Annotated in this window: 21 protein-coding genes; 10 read left to right on the forward strand and 11 right to left on the reverse strand. The window is 33.8% G+C overall.

All coding sequences use genetic code 11. The features are described 5' to 3' along the window. Nucleotides 1-212: 212 nt before the first annotated feature. The 7 genes from K1X16_RS16570 to K1X16_RS16600 form a co-directional block, all read right to left on the reverse strand. A complete protein-coding gene (locus tag K1X16_RS16570; protein WP_225037210.1) occupies nucleotides 213-1,469 on the reverse strand; it encodes a hypothetical protein in 1,257 nt (418 codons plus the stop codon). A gap of 53 nt (nucleotides 1,470-1,522) precedes the next feature. Continuing rightward, nucleotides 1,523-2,170: a hypothetical protein gene (locus K1X16_RS16575; RefSeq protein ID WP_225037211.1), complete on the reverse strand. Its 648-nt coding sequence runs from the start codon at nucleotides 2,168-2,170 to the stop codon at nucleotides 1,523-1,525. 222 nt (nucleotides 2,171-2,392) lie between these two features. Then, nucleotides 2,393-3,103 (reverse strand): VWA domain-containing protein, encoded by a 711-nt coding sequence (locus K1X16_RS16580; protein WP_225037212.1) that lies wholly within the window; start codon nucleotides 3,101-3,103, stop codon nucleotides 2,393-2,395. Nucleotides 3,104-3,215: 112 nt separating this feature from the next. After that, nucleotides 3,216-3,968: a LytR/AlgR family response regulator transcription factor gene (locus K1X16_RS16585; protein WP_225037213.1), complete on the reverse strand. Its 753-nt coding sequence runs from the start codon at nucleotides 3,966-3,968 to the stop codon at nucleotides 3,216-3,218. Between the two features lie 15 nt (nucleotides 3,969-3,983). After that, nucleotides 3,984-5,894: a tetratricopeptide repeat protein gene (locus K1X16_RS16590; protein WP_225037214.1), complete on the reverse strand. Its 1,911-nt coding sequence runs from the start codon at nucleotides 5,892-5,894 to the stop codon at nucleotides 3,984-3,986. An 85-nt stretch (nucleotides 5,895-5,979) separates the two neighbouring features. Continuing rightward, entirely contained in the window at nucleotides 5,980-6,516 is a 537-nt protein-coding gene (locus K1X16_RS16595) for an HD domain-containing protein (protein WP_225037215.1), read from the reverse strand. 15 nt (nucleotides 6,517-6,531) lie between these two features. Next, the gene (locus tag K1X16_RS16600; RefSeq protein ID WP_225037216.1) at nucleotides 6,532-7,437 is read right to left on the reverse strand and encodes a DUF6892 domain-containing protein; all 906 of its coding nucleotides are present in this window, start codon (nucleotides 7,435-7,437) and stop codon (nucleotides 6,532-6,534) included. A 184-nt stretch (nucleotides 7,438-7,621) separates the two neighbouring features. On the opposite strand from K1X16_RS16600, the gene K1X16_RS16605 reads away from it, so the two are divergent. The 9 genes from K1X16_RS16605 to K1X16_RS16645 all read left to right on the forward strand — a co-directional run bounded on the left by K1X16_RS16605 (nucleotide 7,622) and on the right by K1X16_RS16645 (nucleotide 19,221). Beyond that, nucleotides 7,622-7,972: a hypothetical protein gene (locus K1X16_RS16605; protein ID WP_225037217.1), complete on the forward strand. Its 351-nt coding sequence runs from the start codon at nucleotides 7,622-7,624 to the stop codon at nucleotides 7,970-7,972. Nucleotides 7,973-7,974: 2 nt separating this feature from the next. Further along, nucleotides 7,975-8,838, forward strand: a complete 864-nt coding sequence (locus K1X16_RS16610) for a hypothetical protein (RefSeq protein ID WP_225037218.1) — start codon at nucleotides 7,975-7,977, stop codon at nucleotides 8,836-8,838. Further along, nucleotides 8,838-9,974, forward strand: coding sequence for an adenylosuccinate synthetase (locus K1X16_RS16615; RefSeq protein WP_225037219.1), 1,137 nt, complete (start codon nucleotides 8,838-8,840; stop codon nucleotides 9,972-9,974). The genes K1X16_RS16610 and K1X16_RS16615 overlap by 1 nt, the downstream gene beginning before the upstream one ends. Before the next feature lie 90 nt (nucleotides 9,975-10,064). Beyond that, nucleotides 10,065-11,108: an SMI1/KNR4 family protein gene (locus K1X16_RS16620; RefSeq protein WP_225037220.1), complete on the forward strand. Its 1,044-nt coding sequence runs from the start codon at nucleotides 10,065-10,067 to the stop codon at nucleotides 11,106-11,108. 25 nt (nucleotides 11,109-11,133) lie between these two features. After that, nucleotides 11,134-13,686 (forward strand): hypothetical protein, encoded by a 2,553-nt coding sequence (locus K1X16_RS16625; RefSeq protein ID WP_225037221.1) that lies wholly within the window; start codon nucleotides 11,134-11,136, stop codon nucleotides 13,684-13,686. Nucleotides 13,687-13,690: 4 nt separating this feature from the next. Next, entirely contained in the window at nucleotides 13,691-14,350 is a 660-nt protein-coding gene (locus K1X16_RS16630) for a DUF1266 domain-containing protein (RefSeq protein ID WP_225037222.1), read from the forward strand. After that, the gene (locus K1X16_RS16635) at nucleotides 14,347-16,539 is read left to right on the forward strand and encodes a hypothetical protein (protein ID WP_225037223.1); all 2,193 of its coding nucleotides are present in this window, start codon (nucleotides 14,347-14,349) and stop codon (nucleotides 16,537-16,539) included. Before K1X16_RS16630 ends, K1X16_RS16635 begins: the two co-directional genes overlap by 4 nt. A gap of 132 nt (nucleotides 16,540-16,671) precedes the next feature. Then, nucleotides 16,672-18,579: a tetratricopeptide repeat protein gene (locus K1X16_RS16640; RefSeq protein WP_225037224.1), complete on the forward strand. Its 1,908-nt coding sequence runs from the start codon at nucleotides 16,672-16,674 to the stop codon at nucleotides 18,577-18,579. Nucleotides 18,580-18,585: 6 nt separating this feature from the next. Further along, complete coding sequence (locus K1X16_RS16645; protein WP_195871308.1) at nucleotides 18,586-19,221, forward strand: response regulator transcription factor; 636 nt, start codon at nucleotides 18,586-18,588, stop codon at nucleotides 19,219-19,221. A gap of 12 nt (nucleotides 19,222-19,233) precedes the next feature. On the opposite strand, the gene K1X16_RS16650 is transcribed toward K1X16_RS16645, so the two are convergent. Then, nucleotides 19,234-20,226 (reverse strand): hypothetical protein, encoded by a 993-nt coding sequence (locus tag K1X16_RS16650; protein ID WP_225037225.1) that lies wholly within the window; start codon nucleotides 20,224-20,226, stop codon nucleotides 19,234-19,236. A gap of 149 nt (nucleotides 20,227-20,375) precedes the next feature. Between K1X16_RS16650 and K1X16_RS16655 the strand changes: the two genes are divergently transcribed. Next, entirely contained in the window at nucleotides 20,376-20,771 is a 396-nt protein-coding gene (locus K1X16_RS16655; RefSeq protein ID WP_225037226.1) for a hypothetical protein, read from the forward strand. Nucleotides 20,772-20,923: 152 nt separating this feature from the next. Here K1X16_RS16655 and tssD read toward each other — a convergent pair whose 3' ends face one another. The 3 genes from tssD to K1X16_RS16670 form a co-directional block, all read right to left on the reverse strand. After that, nucleotides 20,924-21,316, reverse strand: coding sequence for a type VI secretion system tube protein TssD (gene tssD, locus K1X16_RS16660; protein ID WP_195871311.1), 393 nt, complete (start codon nucleotides 21,314-21,316; stop codon nucleotides 20,924-20,926). A 17-nt stretch (nucleotides 21,317-21,333) separates the two neighbouring features. Continuing rightward, nucleotides 21,334-22,023, reverse strand: a complete 690-nt coding sequence (locus tag K1X16_RS16665; protein WP_225037227.1) for a hypothetical protein — start codon at nucleotides 22,021-22,023, stop codon at nucleotides 21,334-21,336. Between the two features lie 289 nt (nucleotides 22,024-22,312). Beyond that, nucleotides 22,313-24,364 (reverse strand): HD family phosphohydrolase, encoded by a 2,052-nt coding sequence (locus tag K1X16_RS16670; RefSeq protein WP_225037228.1) that lies wholly within the window; start codon nucleotides 24,362-24,364, stop codon nucleotides 22,313-22,315. Nucleotides 24,365-24,553 lie beyond the last annotated feature (189 nt).

Here is a 24,553-nt window from a genome sequence, read left to right on the forward strand (position 1 = left end):
TGTTTATTTAACAATTCAAAATTAGAATTTACACCACTCTATTTTATCCCTGAAACTAGTGAATTTGATACATACTGAATTCAGGTTAATCTATTAAAAAGACTGTCTAAAACAAAAAAAACACATTTTTACAAACGTGCTTTTCTTGCTACATATTACCATAAAGTGTCATTACTTTTATGACAAACATTCGATTCATCTTTATTATAGATCTACCATTTTATAACGGGTTCATCTTTCCAGAAAATCATACGGAAGTCTTCGTAATGATTTGCGGTCCCAATGGTATGATTATCTCTAAGACCTTTGTTTAATTGTAATTTATGAAGCATGCCTGAAGCAGCACCAATCCACAACGTATTCTCATCATCAGAAATGGTCATTCCGGTAATTGTAGATCCTAAAAAGTGTTTCCAAATGGAATTCCCTTTGGTATCAACGGCTTTTATATAACCAAAAGCGTCTCCTAGTATATAGAATTCTGAGGTTGAAACACCACAGTAAACGCGCATTCCATCTTCAATAGTGATACAATCTTCACCGCCTTCATAAGCCGGAATATTAATATTTTCAAAATCGGACGTCGCAACACCAATAGTGATCCCGTTATAAAAATGACACGAATTGGTAATTAACTGTTTATCATCTTTAGAGAACATACAGAAATCTGGATACGCAGATTGGGTCCCTATTTCTGTAATTTCTTTACCATTATGATCTAAAACTCTATGGTCATACGCTTGGTCGCCAACTACAATGTACTTATTGTCATTAGAAAGCGTTGCATTTTCCATGTCCATATAAGGTTCCCACTCGTCATCTTCAGGATCTGGTAAGGGGTGAATCATATTTTCATTATCGTTAGAGATAATATAAATTCCGTCAGAGGATACCAAGAGCACTTTAAGTCCGTCGTTAAAAGGAATCAATTCTGTAATTCCAATATCTTTTGCTTTATCTAAACGGAATGTTGCAATAATATCTCCTTCCCAACCCTGTGTGGTACTAATCGTATTATTTGTTGCAATTGCAAATACATTATTTTGTTTCGATTTTCCAACAGCATTAATAGAAGCATCAAGCTCTAAAATATCCTTATTATTAAGAATGTAAGTCTGTCGTTGCTCATAGGCTGTTCCTGTTACAAATATAATTTTCTGTTCATCTATAAATTGTAACTGCATAATACTTTGCCCTTTCTCTTTCATTAATTCAACTAAAGGCGTGTGCGCAGGCGGAAAATCTTCTCTGAATTGAGTCACTGTATTATTCTCATTGGCCGCTTTTAACCCTTGAAAAATCGCTTCGCCTAAATGTCCTCTATCATCCTTAGGTTCTTCGCCTTTCCAGTTTTCCCAACCTTTAGTTTCACCAAATTCAACCATGGCATTGACATCAGTAGCATATTTACGCCCCTGTCGATTCCATTCGTCTTTAATCTGTTGCATATCTTTATTTGTCCTTTCCATGTGTTATGATGTTGAAATAGTGAAACTAATGTGGCTTTATGTTAATTGTGGGCTTAGTGAAATAAGATGGCTGTTTTGTTGATAAGGCTAAATTTAGCAGCATCTAAAAGTGTAGCACAAACCAAGGTTTCCACCCAAAAATCGCCTTTATCTTGTATTTTTTGATTGATTTCCGATAAATTAGAGATGATATCGTCTTCGTTTAACTGAATATCTAAGTACTTGGTTAAGCTTTTTAATTCTCTCAACAAATCATAAGAAGACCCAATCATCGCTCCAGGAACAGGATGCTCGTCATTATCAAAAAGAACCTCAGGTAATTCTACAGGAAGATAAAAACCTTCTGCATCAGAGTGTGTTAAAAGGTGACTAGACATATACGAATAGTGCTCCTCTAAAATAGGATCTTCTCCAGGTTCATCATCGATAGGAAATGGTGTTGGCGTCCAATCCCAATTTTCATTATCTCTGTTTTCCCATACGTGTGCAGCAAAACGTTTTAAAAAATGTAAAAACAGATAAGGAAAACCTCCTGAATGTAAAGGTGCTCGATCTAAAGTTTCTGGCTCGTGGTGTGGTTCTACATTATTTTTAGCTAAGATGCTATTGATATTTTCAAAAATCACCTTATAAGCTTGGTAACCTTCTGGTTCGTTTTCTATAAAGTCTGCTAAAATGCCGCTCGTAATTGCTAATCCCATAATATTGCTTGTTTTATTTTTACATGACAAAATTAGAGTTCAACTGGACTTTTTTTATCACTGAAAGCAGTGATAATTATAAATCGCGACTGTTTAGTTAAAAGATTAAACTCTATAAAAGTAAAAAAACACGCTAAAAAACAGCGTGTTTTTAAAATTAAACTAGTAAAGTTCAGCATTAGAAATCCCTAATTTTCTATGCCAATTAATCCCCGTTATTCCTTACATTTTAGACGTAATAAACGTACCATTATTATCTTCAGCCAAAGTTTGCATAAAATTTAAGTCTGCATCTTCCCCGAAAGCAATGGTATGAATAATAACATCATTTGTATTTCTTTTTTTAACTTCCTCTAATACCGTATTTGGATTGTCATTAGGTAAGCCATCACTCATTAAAACAATTTCCTGAACGTCTTCCGTAGCTATAGCCTGTAGCAAACCTTGTAAGGTATCAGTCCCGCCTTGAGCCGTTAAGTTCTTCACAAATAAATTAGCTGATGTTCGCGCCATATTATCTGCAACCTTAAACGCATTAGATTGTTTTGTAACTGAATTATTAAACGCAAAAACTAGAAATTTTTTCCCATCTGGTAAGCCTTTTATTGCCGGTATTAAATTACGCTTAACAGCCCCTAACTTGGTAGCCTCTTTAGTCACTTGCTTCCCTAATATGCTGCCTATTTTTCCACCAATAGCTTTACTAACTTTGTTTCCTGCTGTATTTCCAACTTCTCTCATCACCTGATCTTCAACTGAACCTTCATCAATACCTTCCATACTTCCTGAAATATCAATGAGGTATAGCGTATTTAACTCTGAAGTTTTAATGTCGTAAAATTCATCGGATGTTTTCACAGCATAGCACGAATGTAATAAAACACACAAGGTTATTAATGTGACAGCTTTGGTTATGGTTTTGAAATCAATCATCAATTAAATTTATTTTAGAGCACAAATTTAACCCTATATCGTATTCGTATAGGCTTGCATAAGAATTTGACGGTAAGTATTTAGGAAATGCCCTACTTGAGAGAGAATTCAACTAGACTAAAGCATCGATATATTCCAACAAACTTTTTTTTCGACTTTGAGACACCGGAATCGCATGGTTTCCATCTAAAACAACTTCTTCTCGACGCTTATGGTAAGATGAAATGAAATTTAAGTTAATAAGAAAACTCTGATGGACACGAAAGAAATGATCGTTCTTTAATTTTTCATCAAAAGACTTAAGTGGTTTAGAAACTAAAATTCGACTTTCATCTTTGAGTAAAAATGAGGTATAGTTGTTGTCGGATTGGGCAAATAAAATATCCTTAAGCTCTACGATATGAATGGCTTCAGAAGTTTTTAAAACCAACTTTTTTGAAGTCGTTTTTTCAGAAACATTATGCATTAACGCTTTTAGCTGACGTTGGTAATTAGTTTTAGTTAAGGCTTTAAAAACTTTATCGATAGCTGTTATTAAGGTTGTTTCGTCATAAGGTTTCAACAGATAATCTATTGCGCTAAACTTAAACGCCTCAATCGCGAATTTGGCATAAGAGGTGGTAAAAATAATTTTAAAATCAATGGTCTTAAAAAGGGCGAGGAATTCAAAAGCATTGCCATCGTCTAGAAACACATCTAAAATTATAAAATCGGGCTGTTTTAATTGTATTGCACTAGCCGCCTCTACAATAGTTTTGGCGTTTCCGATGACATTAATATTGTCATATGCCTCTAAAATGGTTGAAGCATAAGCCAAAGCTTGTGGATCGTCTTCTACTATAAAACAAGAAATTTGTTGTTGCATAAGACGACAAAGATACTACATTTCAATGGTCTTAAAACTTAAAACCACCTTTGTTCCTTGCGTGTCTGATGTGACCGAAATAGCCCCTTTAAAACCCTTTGAGCTTCGATTAAGATTTTTTAATTGCTCACGTATGATGGTCATACTCATGGATTTATGTAAGCGTTTCGCCTCATCTTCTTTTACCTCAAACCCTTTACCATTATCTGAAATAGACACATATAAAACACTTTCCTTTTTATAGTAAGCTACCGCAATATGCCCTTCATGATTAGCGTTTAAACCGTGTAAAATGGCATTCTCAACAAAAGGTTGTGTTATTAATGTAGGCAGCAAATCAAAATCCTCGGTAACGGAGTCCGCAACATCAATGCCATAAGTAAAGGCCTTATTGTAATTAAGTAATTGTAAATTAAGGTAAGATTCTAAAGCTATTTTATCATCTTCAACACTAATAAAATCCTCATCTGATTTTTCTAAAACAAGCCGAATTAATTTTGCATAACTCGTAAGATAGGTTTTAGATTTTTCTTTATCATTTTGTTGAATAAAATTTTGAATACTTTGCAAGGCATTAAATAGAAAATGGGGATTTAACTGTGTTTTTCTTAAGCGTTGCTGTAACAAAACTTTATCCAGCTGTTGTTTCATTTTGTAATTTTTAAACCCAAAATAGCCCAATACAGCAATCAATATCGCAAATAGTCCTAATGCTAATAGTAGATTATGTTGTTGCGCAATGGTCAGTGCTTGCAATTTGTTTTCTGTGTCTAATACGGTAATACGCTGCGCTTTTTTTTCAGATTCATATTTTTCTGTGAGTTCCGCTACCTTTTCCTTTTGATGGGCCTCTACAATAGAATCCTTTATCTCGTCTTTTAAATCGGCATAATACAAGGCCTTTTCATTCTGCTGCAAACCTTGATACGAAGCTTTTAAACTATTATAGATATGAGGCTTTAAATTAATTTCCGCTCCTACAAGCGCACTATCTAAATATCGTATCGCCGTTGAAAATTCTTTTTTCTTTAAATAGGCATAACCAATATTATTATAGGTTTTACTTAGCGTATTAATCTTGTTGGATGCTTTTTTTAAGCTGAGCGCTTTTTCACCATAATATATAGCCTTGACATAATCCTTAACTTCTGTAGAATAGTATAAGGACAAATTGGTATAAATGGTTGCTAACACTTTAGTCGCCTGAAGTTCTAAGGCCAATTCTTCGGCTTCAAATAGGTGTTTTAAGTATTTTGAATATTCCTTCTTACTGTAATAAACACTCGATAAATTCACCAATACTTGAAGCTTTATACCAGTATTAAAGTCACTTAACTCTAAGGCTCTTTCAAAATAAATCTGAGCATTTTTAAAATTTTTTAAGGTTGCATTTATGGTCCCGATATTAGAGTAAGTACTCACTAATTTCTGAGGATTTGCCGTTTGCTCTAAAAGTTCTGCAGCTTGCATAAACAAACTTAACGCAGCTTCAAAATTTTGTTCGTAATACTGAATCGTTGCTAAGTTATGCAACGCTAAACCTTTAAAACGGTTAGACAAAGGACCTGCTATCATATTATGAAGAAGAGCTTCCGATTTTGAAAAGTCGTTTTTCAATATATAAAGTCCACTTTTTTGTAAACGTCCTTGGGCTAATAAGGTGTCGTTTTCTAAAGTTGCTGCAATTTTCAAAGCCTTATCGACATACAGAAAGGAACTGTCAATTTGTGTTTGTGCCAACGTTTTAGAGCGCTCTAAAAGTTTAGCAATATCTTTAGGATTGTTTTGTGCATACCCATGAAATTTACCGCAAAGGACTACAAACAGTAGCAGGCAAAAGCACCTCATCCTATCTAAAGTCACTTTATTTTTATAAGTCGTATGTTTAAAATGAATACTATCTTTTTTGACTTCCCCTTGGGTCATAACCTAATTAATTTATACAATACTATACCCGTGAACTTCGATTTTTATCCCTATCAATTACACCAGCTTAAAAAAAAGATAATCCTTATTTAACGTATTTTTTATAAGTTTCTATTTTTTTTAGAAGTCTATTATGTAGGTATTCATTTTTACCACGAAGTGTTTCTGCTATTAACACCGTCTCTTCAGCATAGGCTTTTATTTTATCCGGTTTCCAAGTACTTGGTGGCTGTTGAAGATTTGTTATTCTATCGGCTAATTTAACCAAACCAACTTCTTTTTCTAAGGTATTTATCCGCCTTAAGCTATCCTGCATACGCTCTCTTTTTGTAGCAAGCGTTTCATCTTTAGTCAGTGCCTGAACACCTTTAGCGATAGCTAAACCAAATTCATTTGTAAGAACTTCAAAAGTTGTGTCGGTATCTTCTAAAGTGTCGTGCAGCAATGCTAATTGTATAGCAAAAACCAAATCGAAATTTGGCTTGTTCTGGTAAGCTACTAAAACCTCCATAGCAACATTAGAGAGATGTAAAAGATAATTCGCTTCGCTTCCTGGTACATTTTGCTTACTGTGTTTTTCTCCTGCGAATTTTATGGCTTTTTGATAGTGTTCTTGAATCATACCGTAAATATTAGGTTACAGCCACTCCGCTTCAATCCCCATCTGCTCAAACTCCTTATAAGCTTCATCGGTAGCATAACACAAAGTTACTTTTTTTAAGTTAGGAAATTGCTTGGCATCTATAGCGGTTTTAATATCCCAATACTCAACATCACCACCAGAAAACGGAGATAAATTCATATAAATATCGTTTCCGCCATCTTGGTAAAAATCGGTAATTTCGGAAGCTAAGCGTTTTGGTATCGGTAGGTCTTTAAAATATTGGGTGACTTCCGCAATGGTTTCGTAACCTTCTTCATCAATATCAATCTCACGACCTTGATACCAATCTGCAAATTCATACAGATCAAATACAGGTTTTATAAGGTCTTTCATATACATCAGCTCTTCAATTATAGATAATTTAAACCCAAAATCTACAAACGTCAGGACTTCTTCATCTAAAGGTTTTATGCTGTATTTATCTTTAGGAATTCCAGCACCACGTACATAAGGCGTGTATTCACTAATTTCAATAGCCTCAGTTTTTTCGCTTCTTACAGAAAACCAAGCACTAATGTCATTGACTACCAATGCCCCGCTTCTATCACCTTTAAATAATTTAACGTGCTGCTGTTTATGCGACTTATAATACCGTACAATATCCTGATTGTTAAAATAAAATATACCACCAAAAATTTGCTTCGGACTAAATTCATAGTCCTCCAATTTTAAAGCCACAGTGATCGATTCAGCCATTTCTCCATCTTTAGAATAGGCTAAAATTCCTAAATCATCCCAAGTAAAAACCGTAGTATTTTTTCCTTCAGTAGTTCTGTAATTTTCATTCAAACACGCTTTTAACTGTGTTAACGGCACTGGAAATGTGATGGTTTCTGAATTAATTTGAAACCCTTTTGACGATAAATGTAATGCAATCATAAGCTTGTTTTTAAGAGTTTCAAAAGTAAGTTGCTTCTTGAAATAAGTAATGCCTGTATTCCGTGATTTTTTCGTGGTGAAAAAGACTAACTCAATTAAATAGTTTCCATCTGAAATTAAATATCACAGTTTTCAGGGATAAAAACCAAGAGTACATAATTTAACTTTGTGGAAAACCTTTTTTATGGAAGATAATACCAAAACGGCTGCGTTTTTAGAATCTTTAAAACGCAACAACGATAAAATAAGAGACGATCGTGCCAATGCTATTGCAGAAGATGCACAATTAATGTACAAACGTGAAACCGAAGATTTAGCTTTGTCTTTAAAACGTTTAAAACGTGAGCAAGAAAATATGCTAGATATGAGCCCGACAGATGCCAACAGTTTGGTTCTGGCGTCTGATTTTGATGCGAGAGATTATGTGGCAAAAGACTTAGAAATGTCGGTTAAAATAAGAAACTTAGAAATTAAATTAGAATTAGCCAAAAAGCGTTATGCGCATTTATTTGGAGGCACAATAAACGAATTATAATTATGGGAGGAGGAAGATTTAGTAACGATGCTTACAAACGATTAAGAAAAATAAAAGATTACGGCAATAAGTCTAGAGAAGAGATTTTTACCTCTAGAGAAATAGATCCAGAAATGGATCCAAAAAAAGCCATAATTAGAGAGTCTAGAGACTCTGAAGAACATCCAGAAACCGTATCTATTATTGTAGCCTTAGATGTTACTGGTAGTATGGGCTTTGTACCAGAACATATTGTTAAAGAAGCTTTACCAGACCTTATTGGTTCTTTAATGGAAGCCGGAATTGAAGATCCGCAAGTCTTATTTTTAGGGATTGGCGATTTTATATATGATCATGCGCCGTTGCAAGTAGGGCAATTTGAATCGTCTGCAGAATTGCTTGACCGCTGGTTGACGCGCGTTTATTTAGAAGGCGGTGGCGGCGGAAACAATCAAGAAGGGTATAACTTGGCACATTTATTTGCAGCGAGACATACCTCAATCGATTGTTGGGAAAAAAGACAACAAAAAGGCTTTTTATTTACTATTGGAGACGAGCCTGTTTTCCCTACTATTCCTGCTGAAATTATTAAAAGATATACAACCGTAGACGAAGCAGAAACGATAACTACAGAAGCTATTATTGCAGAAGCTCAAGAAAAATATAATGTATTTCATATGCATTTGGAGCATAACGAATGGGCAAAACAAGAAAGTCGTAAAGGCAACTGGAAAGCACTTTTAGGTGATCATTTTATCGAGATCCCAGACTTTAAAACCGTTGCTAAACGTATTGCTAATGTGGTAATTGAAAACCATAAACCTTATAATGCTTCAGCAGATACCAACACCGCTTCTGATAGTACAGAAGTAGAAAACATGTTGTAATGCCAAAGTGTAGTTTAGTTATAGATTTAGGATTTGGAGATGCTGGAAAAGGCTTAACAACCGATTTTCTGGCATCGCAACATCCTGAAGAAAATCTTGTCGTTCGGTTTTCGGGAGGACATCAAATTGGGCATACTGTAAGTACAGAGGCACTAACGCATACTTTTAGCAATTTTGGATCAGCGACTTTATTAGGCGTACCAACCTATTATTCTGAACATACTACCATCTTCCCTCCTGCTGTTTTAGGCGAAGGGGAATTTTTAAAAAGTTACCAGCCCAAATTATATTTCCATCCGTTAACGATGGTCACTACATTTTACGATATTGCTTTTAATAGAGCGATTGAAAAGCAACAGCATCACGGCTCTTGTGGCTTAGGTTTCGGAACGACCATTGCAAGAAACAAAGCTGAAATTTTCTTTTACGCCAACGACTTACAGTTTGATTGGGTGGTAAAACAACGTTTAGAAAGTATCAAAAATTACTATGAAACCTGTTTAGAAAGTCAACCAAAAGCTGTACAAGACTATTATAAAAACGAACTCAAAGACTATAATGAAGCCTATTTTATTGAGAGTTGTTTAGGGTTTCAAAAATTCTACAGCATCGCCTCATTATCTGATTTAGCAGACCAGTTCGAGCATTTTATTTTTGAAGGTAGTCAAGGCGTTTTACTAGATACCCAGCACGGTTTTCATCCGCATACCACGTGGAGTTATACCACCTCTAAAAATGCGATTCAGCTTATCAAATCACATTTAAAAACGATTTCAGAAATTGATATTTATTACGTGACCCGCTGTTACCAAACGCGTCACGGCAACGGCCCAATGGCAGAAACCGAAGCTGTAATCCTTCAGAATAATGAAAATGAAGCGAATGTGACTAACGAATTTCAAGGCGGATTTAGAACACAAGCTTTAGATGCCGAATTACTGAATTACGCCTTAACTTGCGATGCCATTCATCATCAAGATTTAAACCATAAAAAATATCTTGTTATAAGCTGTTTGGACCAATTGCCTCAGTTTTCTTATGCTAATTTGCTTCAAAAATTAGATGTTAAATTCAACACGGTGTATGGAAGTTATGGACCAAAACGTCAAGATATTAAGAGAATTTCTCTAAAATAATTTGTTTTCATTTTTTTCAAAATCACTAGTTTCAGTGATAAAAACAATAATGTTCCAAAGTACCTTAGCATTCTAAATTTACAAGCGCAAATGGCCAATCACATATCATATTCAGACGAGTTTAAGGATTTACAATGGACAGATTTTAATTTTGAGACCATTCAAATAGACACCTTTCCCATACTTGAAAATCCAGAACATTATAGTAATTCTTTTACGTTTAGAGATTCACTTTTAAAAGCTGTTGAAAAAGCGTCTGGAAAGAAATTATTAAGCCTCATTTTTATTACACCAGATCATGAAACCATTCATAATTTCTATGGTGTTGCGTATTTAGAAGACAAAACTGTTTTCACTGTTGAAATAGAAAATACTACAGCATTTGAAGCGTGGTTTACTGTTATTCATGATGAACAGCACAAAAGTGCTACAGTCTATAATTTTAGTGATAATGGCTATAATTCGCAACCCACTTCAAACTTAAAAGACATTACGTTTTCAGAACATACAGGGGCTTTTATAAATAATTTTATTCCGAATGCATTTATAGCGGAACAATTGGCAAAAGAGAAATCAGATTTTCTAGCACTATATATTCAACTTGATGCAAAAATAGATATGAAAGCCTTGGTCGCCTCTTTTATCGGTTTAATTTCAGAAAAAAGATTAACGCTTCATCCACCTACAAATAACGAGGCTATTTATGAAGCATTTGAAAAGGAAGCCGGATATCCGTTTCCACAGATAATTAAAGACTATTTAAGCCTTCATAACGGCATTGATCGTTGTGCTATAATGAGTGCTCAAGACATTTATAAAGAATGGAAACAGTGGAAAGATATTTACGACGATTGGACGCAAGAAGAGTTGTTAGACACCTATTCTACCAATGAAGGAAAAACATTATTAATGTATACTATACCGTATTGGATTCCGTTTTTTGATTTAGAAAATGGTAATTTTTTAGCTTTTGATTTTGCACCAAATACCAAAGGAAAAGCAGGACAAATTATTCGTTTTGGTGCCGATCAAGAAATTGGGTATATCGAAGCCGATGATCTTGTTTCCTTTTTTGAAAGTTTAAGAGGAACTGAAAGCGAAATTGAAGATCACGAATGGTTTTATATCGCTTGATAACATTCGTATAAATATATAATTTTTGAATACCACACAGCAAATGTCTGCCATTTTTAAAACACATATTATCCCTAACCTAAAGCGCGATGCTTTAGATGCTTCAGAAACAAAAGCCATACATCAGGTTTTAGAACTATTGGAAGCTACAGATACGGATGCTTATAAAAACATACAAAGCAATAGCGATTTCAGCGGAATTACTGCTAATTTCACAACGCAAGTCGCGCAACACATTTACTTTCATCCTAAACGCTATACCGACACCACTGAAGGTATTGCTTTTGTAACCGCTTGGTTGCCTTTGTTAAAAGAAGGCTATTATCCAGATGAAAAAAGCACAAACAAATTAGTCGAATTTTTGACTTTTAATTTGGGCTATTTTCAGTCAGAAGCCTTTTCTGAAGCAACAGAACAGCAACTCCTTCAAGTTATAAAGATTTTGGTAGAAAGTACCTCAGAAGCCGCATTGCCTATCGCTCAGTTTTTAATACTACGTATTTTTGATATTCGAGATGTGTTGAGTTCTGAGTATTTAATTCAGAATTGCTTAAAACACGATTTGTTATCCGGTACTTATGCCGTAAAACAAGACGACGAGACTATAAGCACGTTTCCTTTCACCATAGATTCCAACTTTATAAATTGTTTTTTTGAAGGGAATTGGGAACTGTTTATTCATAAATTTCATCAATTATTACCGGTTGGTCGTATGTATGAGAAATCAGCATACGATATTATGATTTCTTGGTTCAGTAGCGATTTGGCCGCTTTTTACGAAGCCAATCCAAATAGTGCTTTGACAGCAATTGAAGCTTTAAAGGAACGTTTAATTTGGGCAGATGCTCAAAGTGACGCCCTGTTACACTTAACAACTGCTGAAGGCAACTACCCATTAATGCAAGCATTGGCGAACAAAAAATGGGATTCTGGAGATGTGTTATTATTCAATGTACGAGATACAAGCCTTCCGAAGCCAGAACAAGATGCAGGCTATATTAATTTTCTAGACTGGTTAATTGCCGATAGTGGTGCCAATTTAAACTCGGAAGCTTTTAAAGATTACGGGATTAAAATTTTAAGTGAAAATACCGCCAACAATTTACCTATAGAATGCATTCCGTTTTGGTTTCAAATAGCGCATCCGCAAACAGGTTTTAAAAACCATTCTGAAACCTTCAACACTCTTTTTTCTAAACTGTTCTTAGAAGATGATAGTTTCGGCTTACTACCCACAATGCGGTTAAAAGGTGAAGATGTTCAAGTTACAGGACCGTTTGTAATTCGCACCATAGCACAATCGCATTCAGACGTTATGCTTTGGTTAGACCCTTTAAAAAAGGAAGGTCTAAAAAACCCTTTAAATCAGTTTTTAATTAGAGCCTTTTGTGATGCAGGCGAAGCATTATTAGAATTATTCCCTGCAGAGGAGCAAGAAAAATTACAACGCTTTTTATTAACTTTAGCTTATTCATCTCGGGATGCAAGCGCTGTTGTTAGAGCAAAAAATATTCCGCTTATAGCAGAAGCCTTAGGGTTTTTATGTGTGGAAGCAGGAAACTTTACACGTGTTAATGAAATTTGGGCGCTTAAAGATTTAGATGTCAATGCTGTTGAGGTTTGTAACCAATTTGCACGCAAGCACTATATCAACGAAAACCGTCCGCTAACCCTAAATATTATTCAAGCTTGGTTTAATTATTTAGGCGATTATTATTACAGTGTAACCAAAGAAGCTGTTTGGGTTCCCGAAGCTTTAACCACTCAAGGTGAGCGTGTGGCGCAATACTTTAACCTTCAGAATGAAGATGTAGGTTTCTTTTTAGACCGCTTGGTAAACCGCATACTTAGTTTTCATAAACGATGTAAAAGTAAAGAAGCAACCAATCCTATTTTTAAAGCTATTTCTGCGGATATTGAAGTCTTTTTAGTCGATTTCTTAGGCAAGTTAAAAAATGAAAAACTTCATCTAAACACCATCACACATCTATACGAATATAGTAATAGTGACGATTCTCGTTTCAGTAGTAATGATACTTTATACGACCAAATTGAAAGCTATAGTCAGTTTGTTTTAGAAACCGAAGAGGCTGAATTAGAAGAAGCCACAGAACAAGACGCTGAGGAAACTCAAGAATCAGAATCCGCAGAGGAATTCGTAAATACTGTTCCTTCTTCAACGATTGATATAAATGCTATTGAAGTGAATCACCATTATGTGGAGACGCTACTCACCAATTTAGAAACCTATAAAACGGCAGGTTGCGAAACCGAACTGTTAGATTTTTTCAACACGCGTATCGCAGATTTAAAAACGTGGTTAAGTAATGATGATACTGGTTTAGAAATGCGATTTGGTCAAACCCTATATATGACTTTATTAGATACCGACTTGGCACCAGGAACCCCATTAGAAACTTACGGTAACCTTAGCAAAAACATATTTGTACACTTGGTAAAAGGCAGCAATTTAGCGAACTCTTACGCTATGGGATTAAAAGCGATTTCAAAGTCTGGAGCATATTCAGACCCACTAGCCAATGCATTATTGCAAGTGGCGGATCAATTAAATGCTTAACATAATGACACAAGATATCACACCGGAAATTCAAGACCAATTAAATTTATCGGCCTTGATTTTAAAGAAAAATCATAAGCAAGCTAACTTAAGCAGTTGGTCCGGCTTTAACTTAGAAGATAAAATGCACGTAAAGCAAGCCGAAAGATTATTAACCATTTTAGGTATAAAATCAGGCTTACATTTGCGCAATAGTTTACAGCATTACGAAAGTGGATTAATGGTTTCTCAAGCTTTTGAGAAACTAGCAGCTGAGTTTAGAAACGACACCACAGAAACTTTTGAAGCCAAATACCGAGCTTTAAATAGCCCTCAAACACAAAACACCTATAAAACGGTGTGGAAATATCGTTTTAGTTTAAAAAACCAAAAACTAAGGGGATATGAAATAGCAATGTATATTTTTCAAATGCGATTAGGTTTAGTTTTAGGTTTTATCACTACCGAAGAAATGATTTTACGTTTAGAAGAAGTAAATACCACCATAAAATCTACCTTTTCAAGCTGGGGAGAATTTCATAGAAATGTATGCATAGGAGATGAATATGTATTAGGAGTTACAGAACAGGACGTTAGTACATTTCCTAATATGAGTACCTTATGGGATCACTATCAACGCTTACACATAGAACACGCCGATTGGTTTAAAAACTGGAACAAATGATTATATCATCAAAAGACATCATCACCTACATAGAACAAGCAGAAGCGTATTATAAAAATAACCAGTACCAGGCTTTACAGACGGTAGTTGGTAAAATTCAAGAATATGTAACTTTATTGAGTGAACCCGAAGATTTCGCCAGGTTTTATCGCATTTACATGCTCTATCTAGGCGTTTATGAAGAAATGAATATGCCTGTTTTAAAGTCGTATTTACAAGCTTTAATAGATTGTGGTCAAGTACAAGCATCAGATTTTGAATACGTCTGTAGCTTTTACCAAGACTGTGAGCAAAGCGTTTACGAGGATGCTTTAGTGCGTTATCCGTATAACGACACCTTACAATTACATTATGCTTTTAAATTGCAAAATGAAAAACGTTACCAAGAAGCCATTTTGGTTTTAAAATATCTTCTAGAGTGCTATCCAGCCTTAACAGAAGCTCGTTTTTTACTTTGGGATATCCAAGCCGCACAATTAGAACATATCTGTGATGCTGATGAAGAGGCAGATTGTAATGAGTTATTAGATTTAGCTTCGGCAACGCATAACAAAACCGTTTTAAAAGGCTTACAATTAGATGAGCGTTTAGACCTACCTAGCCAAACTTTAGCCAATATGCAAGTGTCTATGTGGGAAAACAAATCTATAGACAATAAAGCCTTGTGGAATTCAGAATGGAAACATTTAGAGATAACTGATAAAACCCGTATGCTATTGGTAGATTATTTCCAATCGTTTATGAGGTATGATATGGTGTCTCAAATTATAAAAGACCCTGGCGAGCCACAGTTACCAGAAGAAGACTATAGTAATTTTGAAGCGTTTAAAATCTATATGCAAGATTTTGCAAACTCGGGATGGCAATTAGCGCAGCATTATTACCTACGCTATGGCGATTCGGCTTACTATCATACCAAAGACAGAAATGTTTTAAATCAATGTGTACAACAGGGGTTAACCTTGAATCCTAAAAACCCGAACCTATTCGTTTTAAAAGCACGTGCTTTTTTCTTTGTTAAAAATTACAAGCAAACCGGAGAAGCTTATCACGAAGCCTTTAGAAACGGCCTTAGAATGAGCGAGTACCTATTTTATCTGTTGGAAGTGAATGGACGCATAGAAAGTTGGCAAGGGATTTTAGATATTGTGGAACAATTTCATAGAAGACAGCCTGCAACGCTTAAAACCTTATTTTTTAAAGCACGTGCTTTGGTGAAATTGTCGCGTTTTGATGAAGCGTTGGTTGTTTTGAATGAGGCCTTAGAAGATTTCCCGTTACCGTCACATTCTTATGCACCTTGGTTGTATAATTTAAGGATGATTATTCATATGAATAATCAAAACTACACTGCGTTTTTTGAAGATATGCAATCTGAAATCAATTATTATAAGATTGGCGATACAGATTACTGCAGCACTATGAATTTGTGTGTGGAAGCCCTTTTTGAAATGAGCGATTATAAAGAATGCCATAAATATGCCATTTATAATCACGAACAAGGACAATTAGCACCAGAATTGTATCCTATTTTTAAGTGGATTTGTTATTATGATTATTTACCATTACCCGAAGATTTAGCACCAGCCTCTGAAGCCGATTTGGTTGAAATGCCAACTACGTTTATAGAGTTTAGAAACAATGGTTTAATCCACTGGATTTTAAAGAATTTTGATGCCGCCATCGGTAATCTTAGTCAAGCCGCACATATGGCCAATAACAAAGCCTTTTACCTTAAGATGGTTGCGAGTTGTGCAGAAGATAGTTTTGATAGTGCGGAAGCCTTATCCGCTTACAAAACCGCAAAAGAGCAGGCCCCAGAAGCAAGCGATTACAAAACGTTTTTTAAGTTATATAATTTTTATAATGAAGAAAATGAGCCAAAAAAAGCCTTAGAAACACTTCAGCATTCTATACAAAGTTATCCCGATTACACCTTTTTTGATTTCCCGAGGGACGAATATAATATGATGTTGAGAAGTCATAAATTACTAGCTCAACAATTAGACGATGTAGACGGATTTACCAAATACAGCGCTATGTTTTTAAGTAAAGATAAACCATCAGTTCAGGCCTTATATGATCAATTAACGCATGTAAAAACCCATTTCGCATCGGATGACTTTTTACTACATAATATATTAGAAGAACTTTCACAACACGATGAAGATTTTCAAAATGAAGAATAAGAACTGTTAAAAAAGACCAAATCTAAAATTAGGGATCTACATTTCAACTAAAAGGTGTTAAGTTTACACCATTTCATGAAATTGTTTCCTATACACTTTTTTGTTTCTGTTTGCCTTATGCTAGGCATAAGCTTGTCGATCTCTGCTCAAACTACAGAAGACAAACTATTAGACTCGTTGTCTGGTGCTTATTCCAGAAATTTACATACAAAACCTCAAGCCGCTAAAGAAGTAGCACTGCAGTGGCTTAAGGAAAGTAGACGATTAAATAAAAACCTTCAAGAAGCACAAGCGCTTTATGCTTTGGGGAATTTGGCTAATATTATGGGCGATTATAAAAGCACCATAAAGTATACCAACAAAACCATTACATTATTAAAAGAATCAAACATAGAGAAAGGTTTAGCGGCCTGTTACAACATTCTAGCCACTGCTTATAAAGGTTTAGGTAAATACCCTAAATCTATTGATAACTTTATGGAGTGTTTGCGATATGCAAGACTAACGAATAATCAAGTGCAAGAGGCTAATGTCTATCAAAATATTGCCACATTATATTTACTTCAAAAAGACTATAAAAAATCTGCAGAAAATTTAGATCGTGCAGCGGAATTGTATCGCATAAAAGGAGATGTAGACGGAGAGTTCACTACCCTATTTAATTTTGCAAATATCTATAAAGAACAAGGTAAATTCGAGCAAGCACGAAAACATTACCAAACTGTTTTAGAGTACAGAGTAAAAGAAGGAAACAATGCAGTTGTGGCTTATATAAATATTAATCTCTCACAGATGTTAGTGCTCGAAGGTAAATGTAGAGAGGCCATAATTGCATTAAAAAAAACCTTAGTATTATTAGAAGAACTCAATTTTCACTCTGACATTGTTATTGTATTAAACGATTTAGGGCTATGCGAAAGCAAACTAGGACATACAAAATCTGCCATCAATTATTTTCAACGTGCCTTAGCCATTGGAGAGAAACAATCCTTATTTCAATATAAATCTGACATTTATAAAAACTTAGCGCAACTTTATGAAAAAGAAAATAATTACAGAAAAGCATTAGAGTTTTATAAAAAGGGAGTTGCAAGCGTAGCTGAACAGAACTCTTTAGATAAGGAAAAATACGTCGTAGAAATTCAAGAGCGTTATGAGACAGAGTTAAAAGAAGCCAAAATTCAACTTTTAGAAAAAGAGCAGAAATTAAGCGATGCCGAATTGCAAAAAGCAGAATTAACTGTAAAGCGTCAGCATGTTTTAAGAAATGCCTTAATTGCCGGTTTTATTTTGGTCTTAATTAGTCTTGTCATTTTAAGATTATCGTATGTGAAGCGCTTACGTATTCAAAAAGAATTGAGTGTTCAGCAAGAGAAATACGCTAAGCAGAAACTTTCTGAAATGATGAAAGATCACAAACTATCAGTGATTGAACGTTATCAAGAAGGACAAGACGAAGAACGATCGCGCTTAGCACGCGAGATTCATGATGGTATTGGAAGTGATTTGGCAAGTATAAAAATTGCCTTTGAGCATTATACAGAACAGCAAGATGAAGACCTAAAATCGAAACGCATTGCAACCGCTATAAGTAACGCCTGTATTGATTTACGTAGCTTATCGCATCAATTACATCCCCTACCCTTTTCAAAAATAGGTTTTACAAGTTTCTTAAGTGATTTCATTGATCAGGTTATTAAAAAATCTGATCTTAATATACAAACGTATTTATTTCCGAGAGAAGACATTGATTTATTACCAGACGAACTTTTGGCAGATGTTTATCGCATTGTTCAAGAACTAATTAATAATATCATAAAACACGCGGAAGCCTCGCATGCAGATGTGCAACTCACCAAACATAAAGATCATTTAAATATTGTGGTTAATGATAATGGAAAAGGGTTTCAAAAAAGTAAAAAACAAGGCATAGGGCTCCGAAATATTAAGGAACGATTGCAAAAGATAAAAGGGACTTTAGATATTGATAGTAATTCAGGACATGGCACCTCTATAACTATAGACATTCCTATAAATTAATATATTTTGAAAAAAGCAAATATAATATTAGCAGACGATCACTTAATGTTTCTAGAAGGTATAAACACCATTTTAAGCGATATGCAAGAAATAGGTGACGTCCATTTAGCAACTGAAGGCAAACAAGTATTAAGATTGTTGAATCAATTTGAAATTGATTTAATTATTAGCGATATCAGTATGCCAAAAATGGATGGTATAGAGCTACTTACAGAGCTTAAGAAAAAGCATGATAGTGTAAAAATTATTATGTTGAGCATGCTAGACAATCACAGAACGGTACATAAAGTGATTCAAAAAGGAGCCGATGGATTTATCCCTAAATTTACGAGCAAAGAGGAGTTACAAACAGCTGTCAGAACTGTTTTGGATAATGAACACTATTTTTCTGAAATTATTAAACAACGCTATATGGAAAGTGTCTTTGAACGTAAAAAATATAAAAACATAGAATTGTCCCCACGTGAAAAAGAAGTTTTAAGTCTTTTGGGAGATGAATTGACGTCAAAGGAAATTTCAGAGAAACTATTTATTTCGGTTAATACAGTAGAAACGCATCGTAAAAATATACTCTTAAAAACGGGGTCTAAAACGACTACAGGTGCTGTAAAATATGCTATAGAATCTGGCCTATTTGATTAACAAAATAATTTATTATTTTGTTCTAATACCTTCAGCCTCTATGGTGCTTATTATTTGTCTTAGTTCTTCTGAGTAAGACGTAGTATCATTTTCTTCAGTTAATAACTCGCCACGATAGATAAATTTAGTATCGAAATCAAAATATACCACATAAAGACCTGTTTGTGGATTTCTCCATTTTCCTTTTCCGTTATTTACAATTCGTTTATCCTCTAAATACTGTAACCAGGCGCCTCTAGATAGAGACGATTTATCCATATAAATTTTGCTATTTTCAGTGGCTATATAATGAGGGTATGGGATTTCTAATTTACTTTGTATGTTTTTTAGAACCATTGTTTTTAGACGTTCAAATCCCGCTGCTTTTTTAGACAACACCATCGACTTTGCTTGCCACTTATCATCGTCCACCTCTAATGGAATCGTTATAAATCCATTAGGGTGTGTCGCTGTTTTAACTAGTAAACTAAATTGAAAAGCGGTATCTATCTCTTTAAACGATTTATTTAATCTATCAATGAAACGCATTATTACATCATCTAATTCCTGTGGTTCTATATCTCGTTTAAAATTTAAATCAATAGTTTCTGTAGAAAAGGTTATTTCTGGAATATCATTTTTAAAATCGGTAACCACAGCTTGTCTAGCTTCGTAACGGGCAATTGCATCTTTGTATAAATCGTCTACCGTTATTCTGTCTGCTGCAGCATACATAGACAAGGTGTCGTTTTCTAATATGTTCTTCAGATTAAGATGGGTGTAAAATGCAATTTCAGGAATATCTTTATCATATATAAGTACACCGTACATATTAGGATCCATGGTTGCGGCATTAAAAAACAGACTTAAATCACTATAACCGAGTTTTCCTTTGTATTTGTTTTGTAAATATTCTTCTAAATTACGTGCTGCCTTCTTTTTAGGAATTCCGATATACTTGGAGCATCCAGCTAGAACAAGGACTAATATTAGAAAACAAACTATAGATATAATTGTAATTTTCATGGTTTTTAAATTAAAAAATAAATGTAGCGTAATCTATAAGCAAAGCACTCACGGAATTCAGTGAGTTTCTTTATTCCCTTATTAAGGGTGTTTTTAAACCTATGACTTCCTATACCTTTGAAGTATTAATTAAATTAAAATAACGAATTATGGGATTACAAGAAAAAAGAGCAGCAAAATCTATAGAGGATCAATATTTAGCGGATTATCAAAAAGAAATTAATGAGATTGTCGATAAAGAATTGCCAATTCATATTAATTGGGACACTTTTGAATTAGATTTTATAAAGTTTGTGCCAAGTGTATGTTTACAACGTCTTACGGACGGTATAAAATTGGTTTGTAAAGACGATATGGGAAAAGAGGCAATGGCAGAGAGTGTAAATTCGATTGAAGTATACTGCATCCCAAATGAAGGGGCTGAAGCTAAAAAAGAATTAAAATTAGAGGATGGAGTATTTTCTTTAACAGCATGTTGGGGTGGTCATCACAGTGGTTATTTTATAGATTTAACAATCCGTGAATATCTAGAAAATAATTTATAGTCTCAACACTATAATTAAAAACAAGGAGAAGCCAAGATTGTGTTTCTCCTTTTTTTTATGAAATAATAAAGGGTTCATAGTAGCATAGAGAAAAGCCTTTAAGTTAATTCCTTAAAGGCTTTTTTTTATAATTGTTTATGGAAAACTTTGTACTAACTTAGTTTCACATTATTAAAGGACACCCCTTTCATAATTACGTTAAAGTATGCATCACTGTGGGCATTATATTCAGAAAAAGACTGACTAAAACTGACTACGGTGGCCTTTTCAAATGCTATAGTTACAGAAGCTGATTCTTGATCTCTATGATAAACCTTAGCACTACCAGACCATTCGCCAGGTTGATTAGAAATCCATTCCATAAACAAAGGATCATTAATCATTTTTATTGTCCCTGAAAAACTGACCTCTATCGGTTTTTTTTCCTCTGTATAATAATCATTACTAAAGCTATAATCACAATGACTTAAGACAAAAGATTTCGTTGTATTGTTATCTTTTCTTATTAATAATTCTATTCGACTTACTACATTAGAATCTTGCATATTGATTTATTTAAAGGTTATAAAAATTTTTCGATTTGATCTTGTAATTGTTTCGCCTTAAAGAAACTCTTTAAGCCTTTAGAGGTATCTATTGTAATTGTAACAACCTCTTTATCTCGTTTTAAGCTATTTTCGCTTCCTAAACAAAAATTAATAGTAGAAAAAGCCTCTGTAAAAGCAGCTTTTGCCAAGTGATCTGTTGCTATTTTAGAAAGCGTTTCTTTTAATAACGGTACAACTTTTGAAGCATAAAACTTATCCAAATCTTCAGGAGTTCCGTCGTGCACATATACAATAGACATTTCTTTTTCTAAAGCGTCTTTAGTTTCTAATTCTAAGTTTTTAATATCTTTCTTAAGCTGAAGTACTGTTGGTATATCATCTGCATCTGGAGTAAAAGGAATATTTCCATCAGATAAAAGGTAAGTATGCTTATTTATGTTACTCAAAGAAATCGATGAAATAGAGCGTACTTCTATATATTGAAATTGCGCATCGCGATCATAAATATCACATAATAAAACTACTTTTTTCTCTGCATCATAGTTGACAAAAAATCCAGAAGCAGTGTCAGAATGTGTAGAGATTGCAACCTTAGGCATACGCGGTCTTTCTTCTTTTCTTTCTATATCTGCTATTTCTTGTACTATTGCTAAAACCTCATTAGTATCTAATACCGGTAATTGTAACATTGTTTTAAAATCCATATTTGTAAGTTTTTGTTCCTTACAAAATTGAACATTTAAACACATACTTTTCTAACCGTATTCAGGGATATTGTAACATTACTAATTTTAGTTTACAACAACTGTATGCTTCCTAAAAAGCACTGTATTGAATATAAAGGCTTTAAATACAAGGGGTATAATACTTAGATAACCATCTTTATTGCAGTGTCCTAAAAACTTAATTGCACAAGAATAGTATCCGTTTTTAGGTTTCAGATAAGTCTCTTTTTAATTCAGAATTGAACATAATAAATGAGGTAATTTTATTTTACTCAGGATACTCAATCCTTAAATGGTAAATATTTGCCAATTTAGATTTTAGAACTTTTTTAAGTGACTGAATCTCTTTAAATGTAATATTCGCATTTAAAAACTGACCACTTTCCATTTGTTTGTTAATAATGTTTTCTACAAAATCATTAATTTTAGTAGTTGTAGGTTCTTTTAAACTCTTTGAAGCCGCCTCTACACTATCGCACATCATTAGAATTGCAGTTTCCTTACTAAATGGTATTGGTCCAGGATATCTAAAATCTTTAATATCTACAGATTCATTTGCTGCCTTTTCTTTCATGTAGAAATAATAAACTAAACTGGTGCCATGATGCGTTCTTATAAAATCTATAACACGATCTGGTAAATTATTTTTTTTAGCGATTTCAATGCCGTTTATCACATGATCTATAATAATTTTCGCACTTTCTTTATTCGACAATTCATCGTGAGGGTTAATTCCGGTACTCTGATTTTCCGTAAAATACGTTGGGTTGTTCATCTTACCAATATCATGATATAATGCCCCTACCCTAACTAACATCGCATTTGCACCGATTTCATTCGCTGAAGCTTCTGCTAAATTGGCTACATTTAACGAATGATGAAAGGTTCCTGGTGCTTTGTTAGATAATTCTTTTAATAATTTAGTATTGGTATCCGAAAGCTCTAATAATGAAACATCAGAGACTAATCCAAAGATTTTTTCGTAGATATAAATTAAGGGTTGCACAAATAACGTCGCTAAACCACAAAGAATAAACATTCCAAAAACTTCAATTTTTAAACCTGTTAATTGTCCTTCGTGAATAACAAAAAATGCAAAGTAAGCTATAATATAAATAAATGTTATTTGACCTACTGAAATAAAAAGGTTGGCACGTTTATACAATTCTGAAACCGTTAAAATAGTCACCATACCAGCTATAATTTGTAGAAACATATACTCATAACTATTTGGCACTATAAAACCTAAGAGTAAAACGGTGAGTACATGTGTAAACAAGCCTAACCTAGCATCAAAAAACGCTTTTAAAACTAAGGGTAAAATACACAAAGGCACTACATATATAAACTGAGAATTAAAATTGATAACCAAGGTGCTCAACAATATCATTAAGGCAATATTGAAAAATATAAAGGTCACCTTTGTATTATTTAAAAAGACTTCCTTTCTGTACTTACTTAGAAATAATAGCAGCATTAAAAGTGCTAATGCCACTAACAACGTATACGCAATTAACACCCAATTGTAATTAGCAGAATTCCAAACCTGAGACTCATATTCAGACTTTAAGGATCTTAAAATTTCATACTGAGCATCTTCAATAACTTGCCCTTTTGAAATAATAAGTTGATCTTTTTCTACGCGACCTCTAGTCAGCGATATTCTGGATAGCTCTTCCTCAAGTGCTTTTTCTGTTAAACTACTATTTAATTTAGTATTCGGTTTTATAACGTCGAAAAAAACAGAAATTAATTGTTTTTTTAATTCTATAGGTATTGAATTACCTAAGTCAGCCTCAATGTGTTGGCGTAGATTACTAAGCTCCAGTAAGCTTCCGTACTTAATTTCCTTTTCAACTTTATTTGCGGTTGCTAGTTTTACTGGTCTGTCATCAGCGTAGTTATAATCTAAATCTAATATACCCGAACTGTATAAGTTTGTAATAATTGATTTTCCTTTATTATATAAATCAGAGTTCGGATTACTAAAATTACTAGAGTCTTTAAATACCTGATTAAATCTCATTAAATAATCAGATAAGACGTCATCTTCTACACCTCTATTAATTTCAAAATAAACTAGACTACTGTTTTTAATTTCATTCTGTTCAGATTCAATTTCAGCATTAGACTTTTTAATAGCAAAATTAAATGGCGAATATAAATTTTCAGATTGCCATGGTTTTCCTTTCTCAAATGAATACCTAAACTTTCCTGTTTTGGGAAACAGGTAAACGATAAATAAAGTTGTTACAATGAACAACAAAATCTTATAGACTAAAGCGTGATTCTTATACCACTTATTGTAGAACACATTCATATGTTTAATCTCATCGTTTTTTAACGGTCACACCAGACTGCCGGCTGGCAGGTGGAATATCCATATAATTATACCTTTAGGAAATAAAATTTAATTCCTAATGTTTCATATACAATCAAATGTAATAAATATTAGAATTTTAGACGGCTAATATCATTAATACATTCTCAAATCTCTTAAAAAATGTTT

Source organism: Winogradskyella sp. SM1960, assembly GCF_020179375.1.
Lineage (GTDB): Bacteria > Bacteroidota > Bacteroidia > Flavobacteriales > Flavobacteriaceae > Winogradskyella > Winogradskyella marina.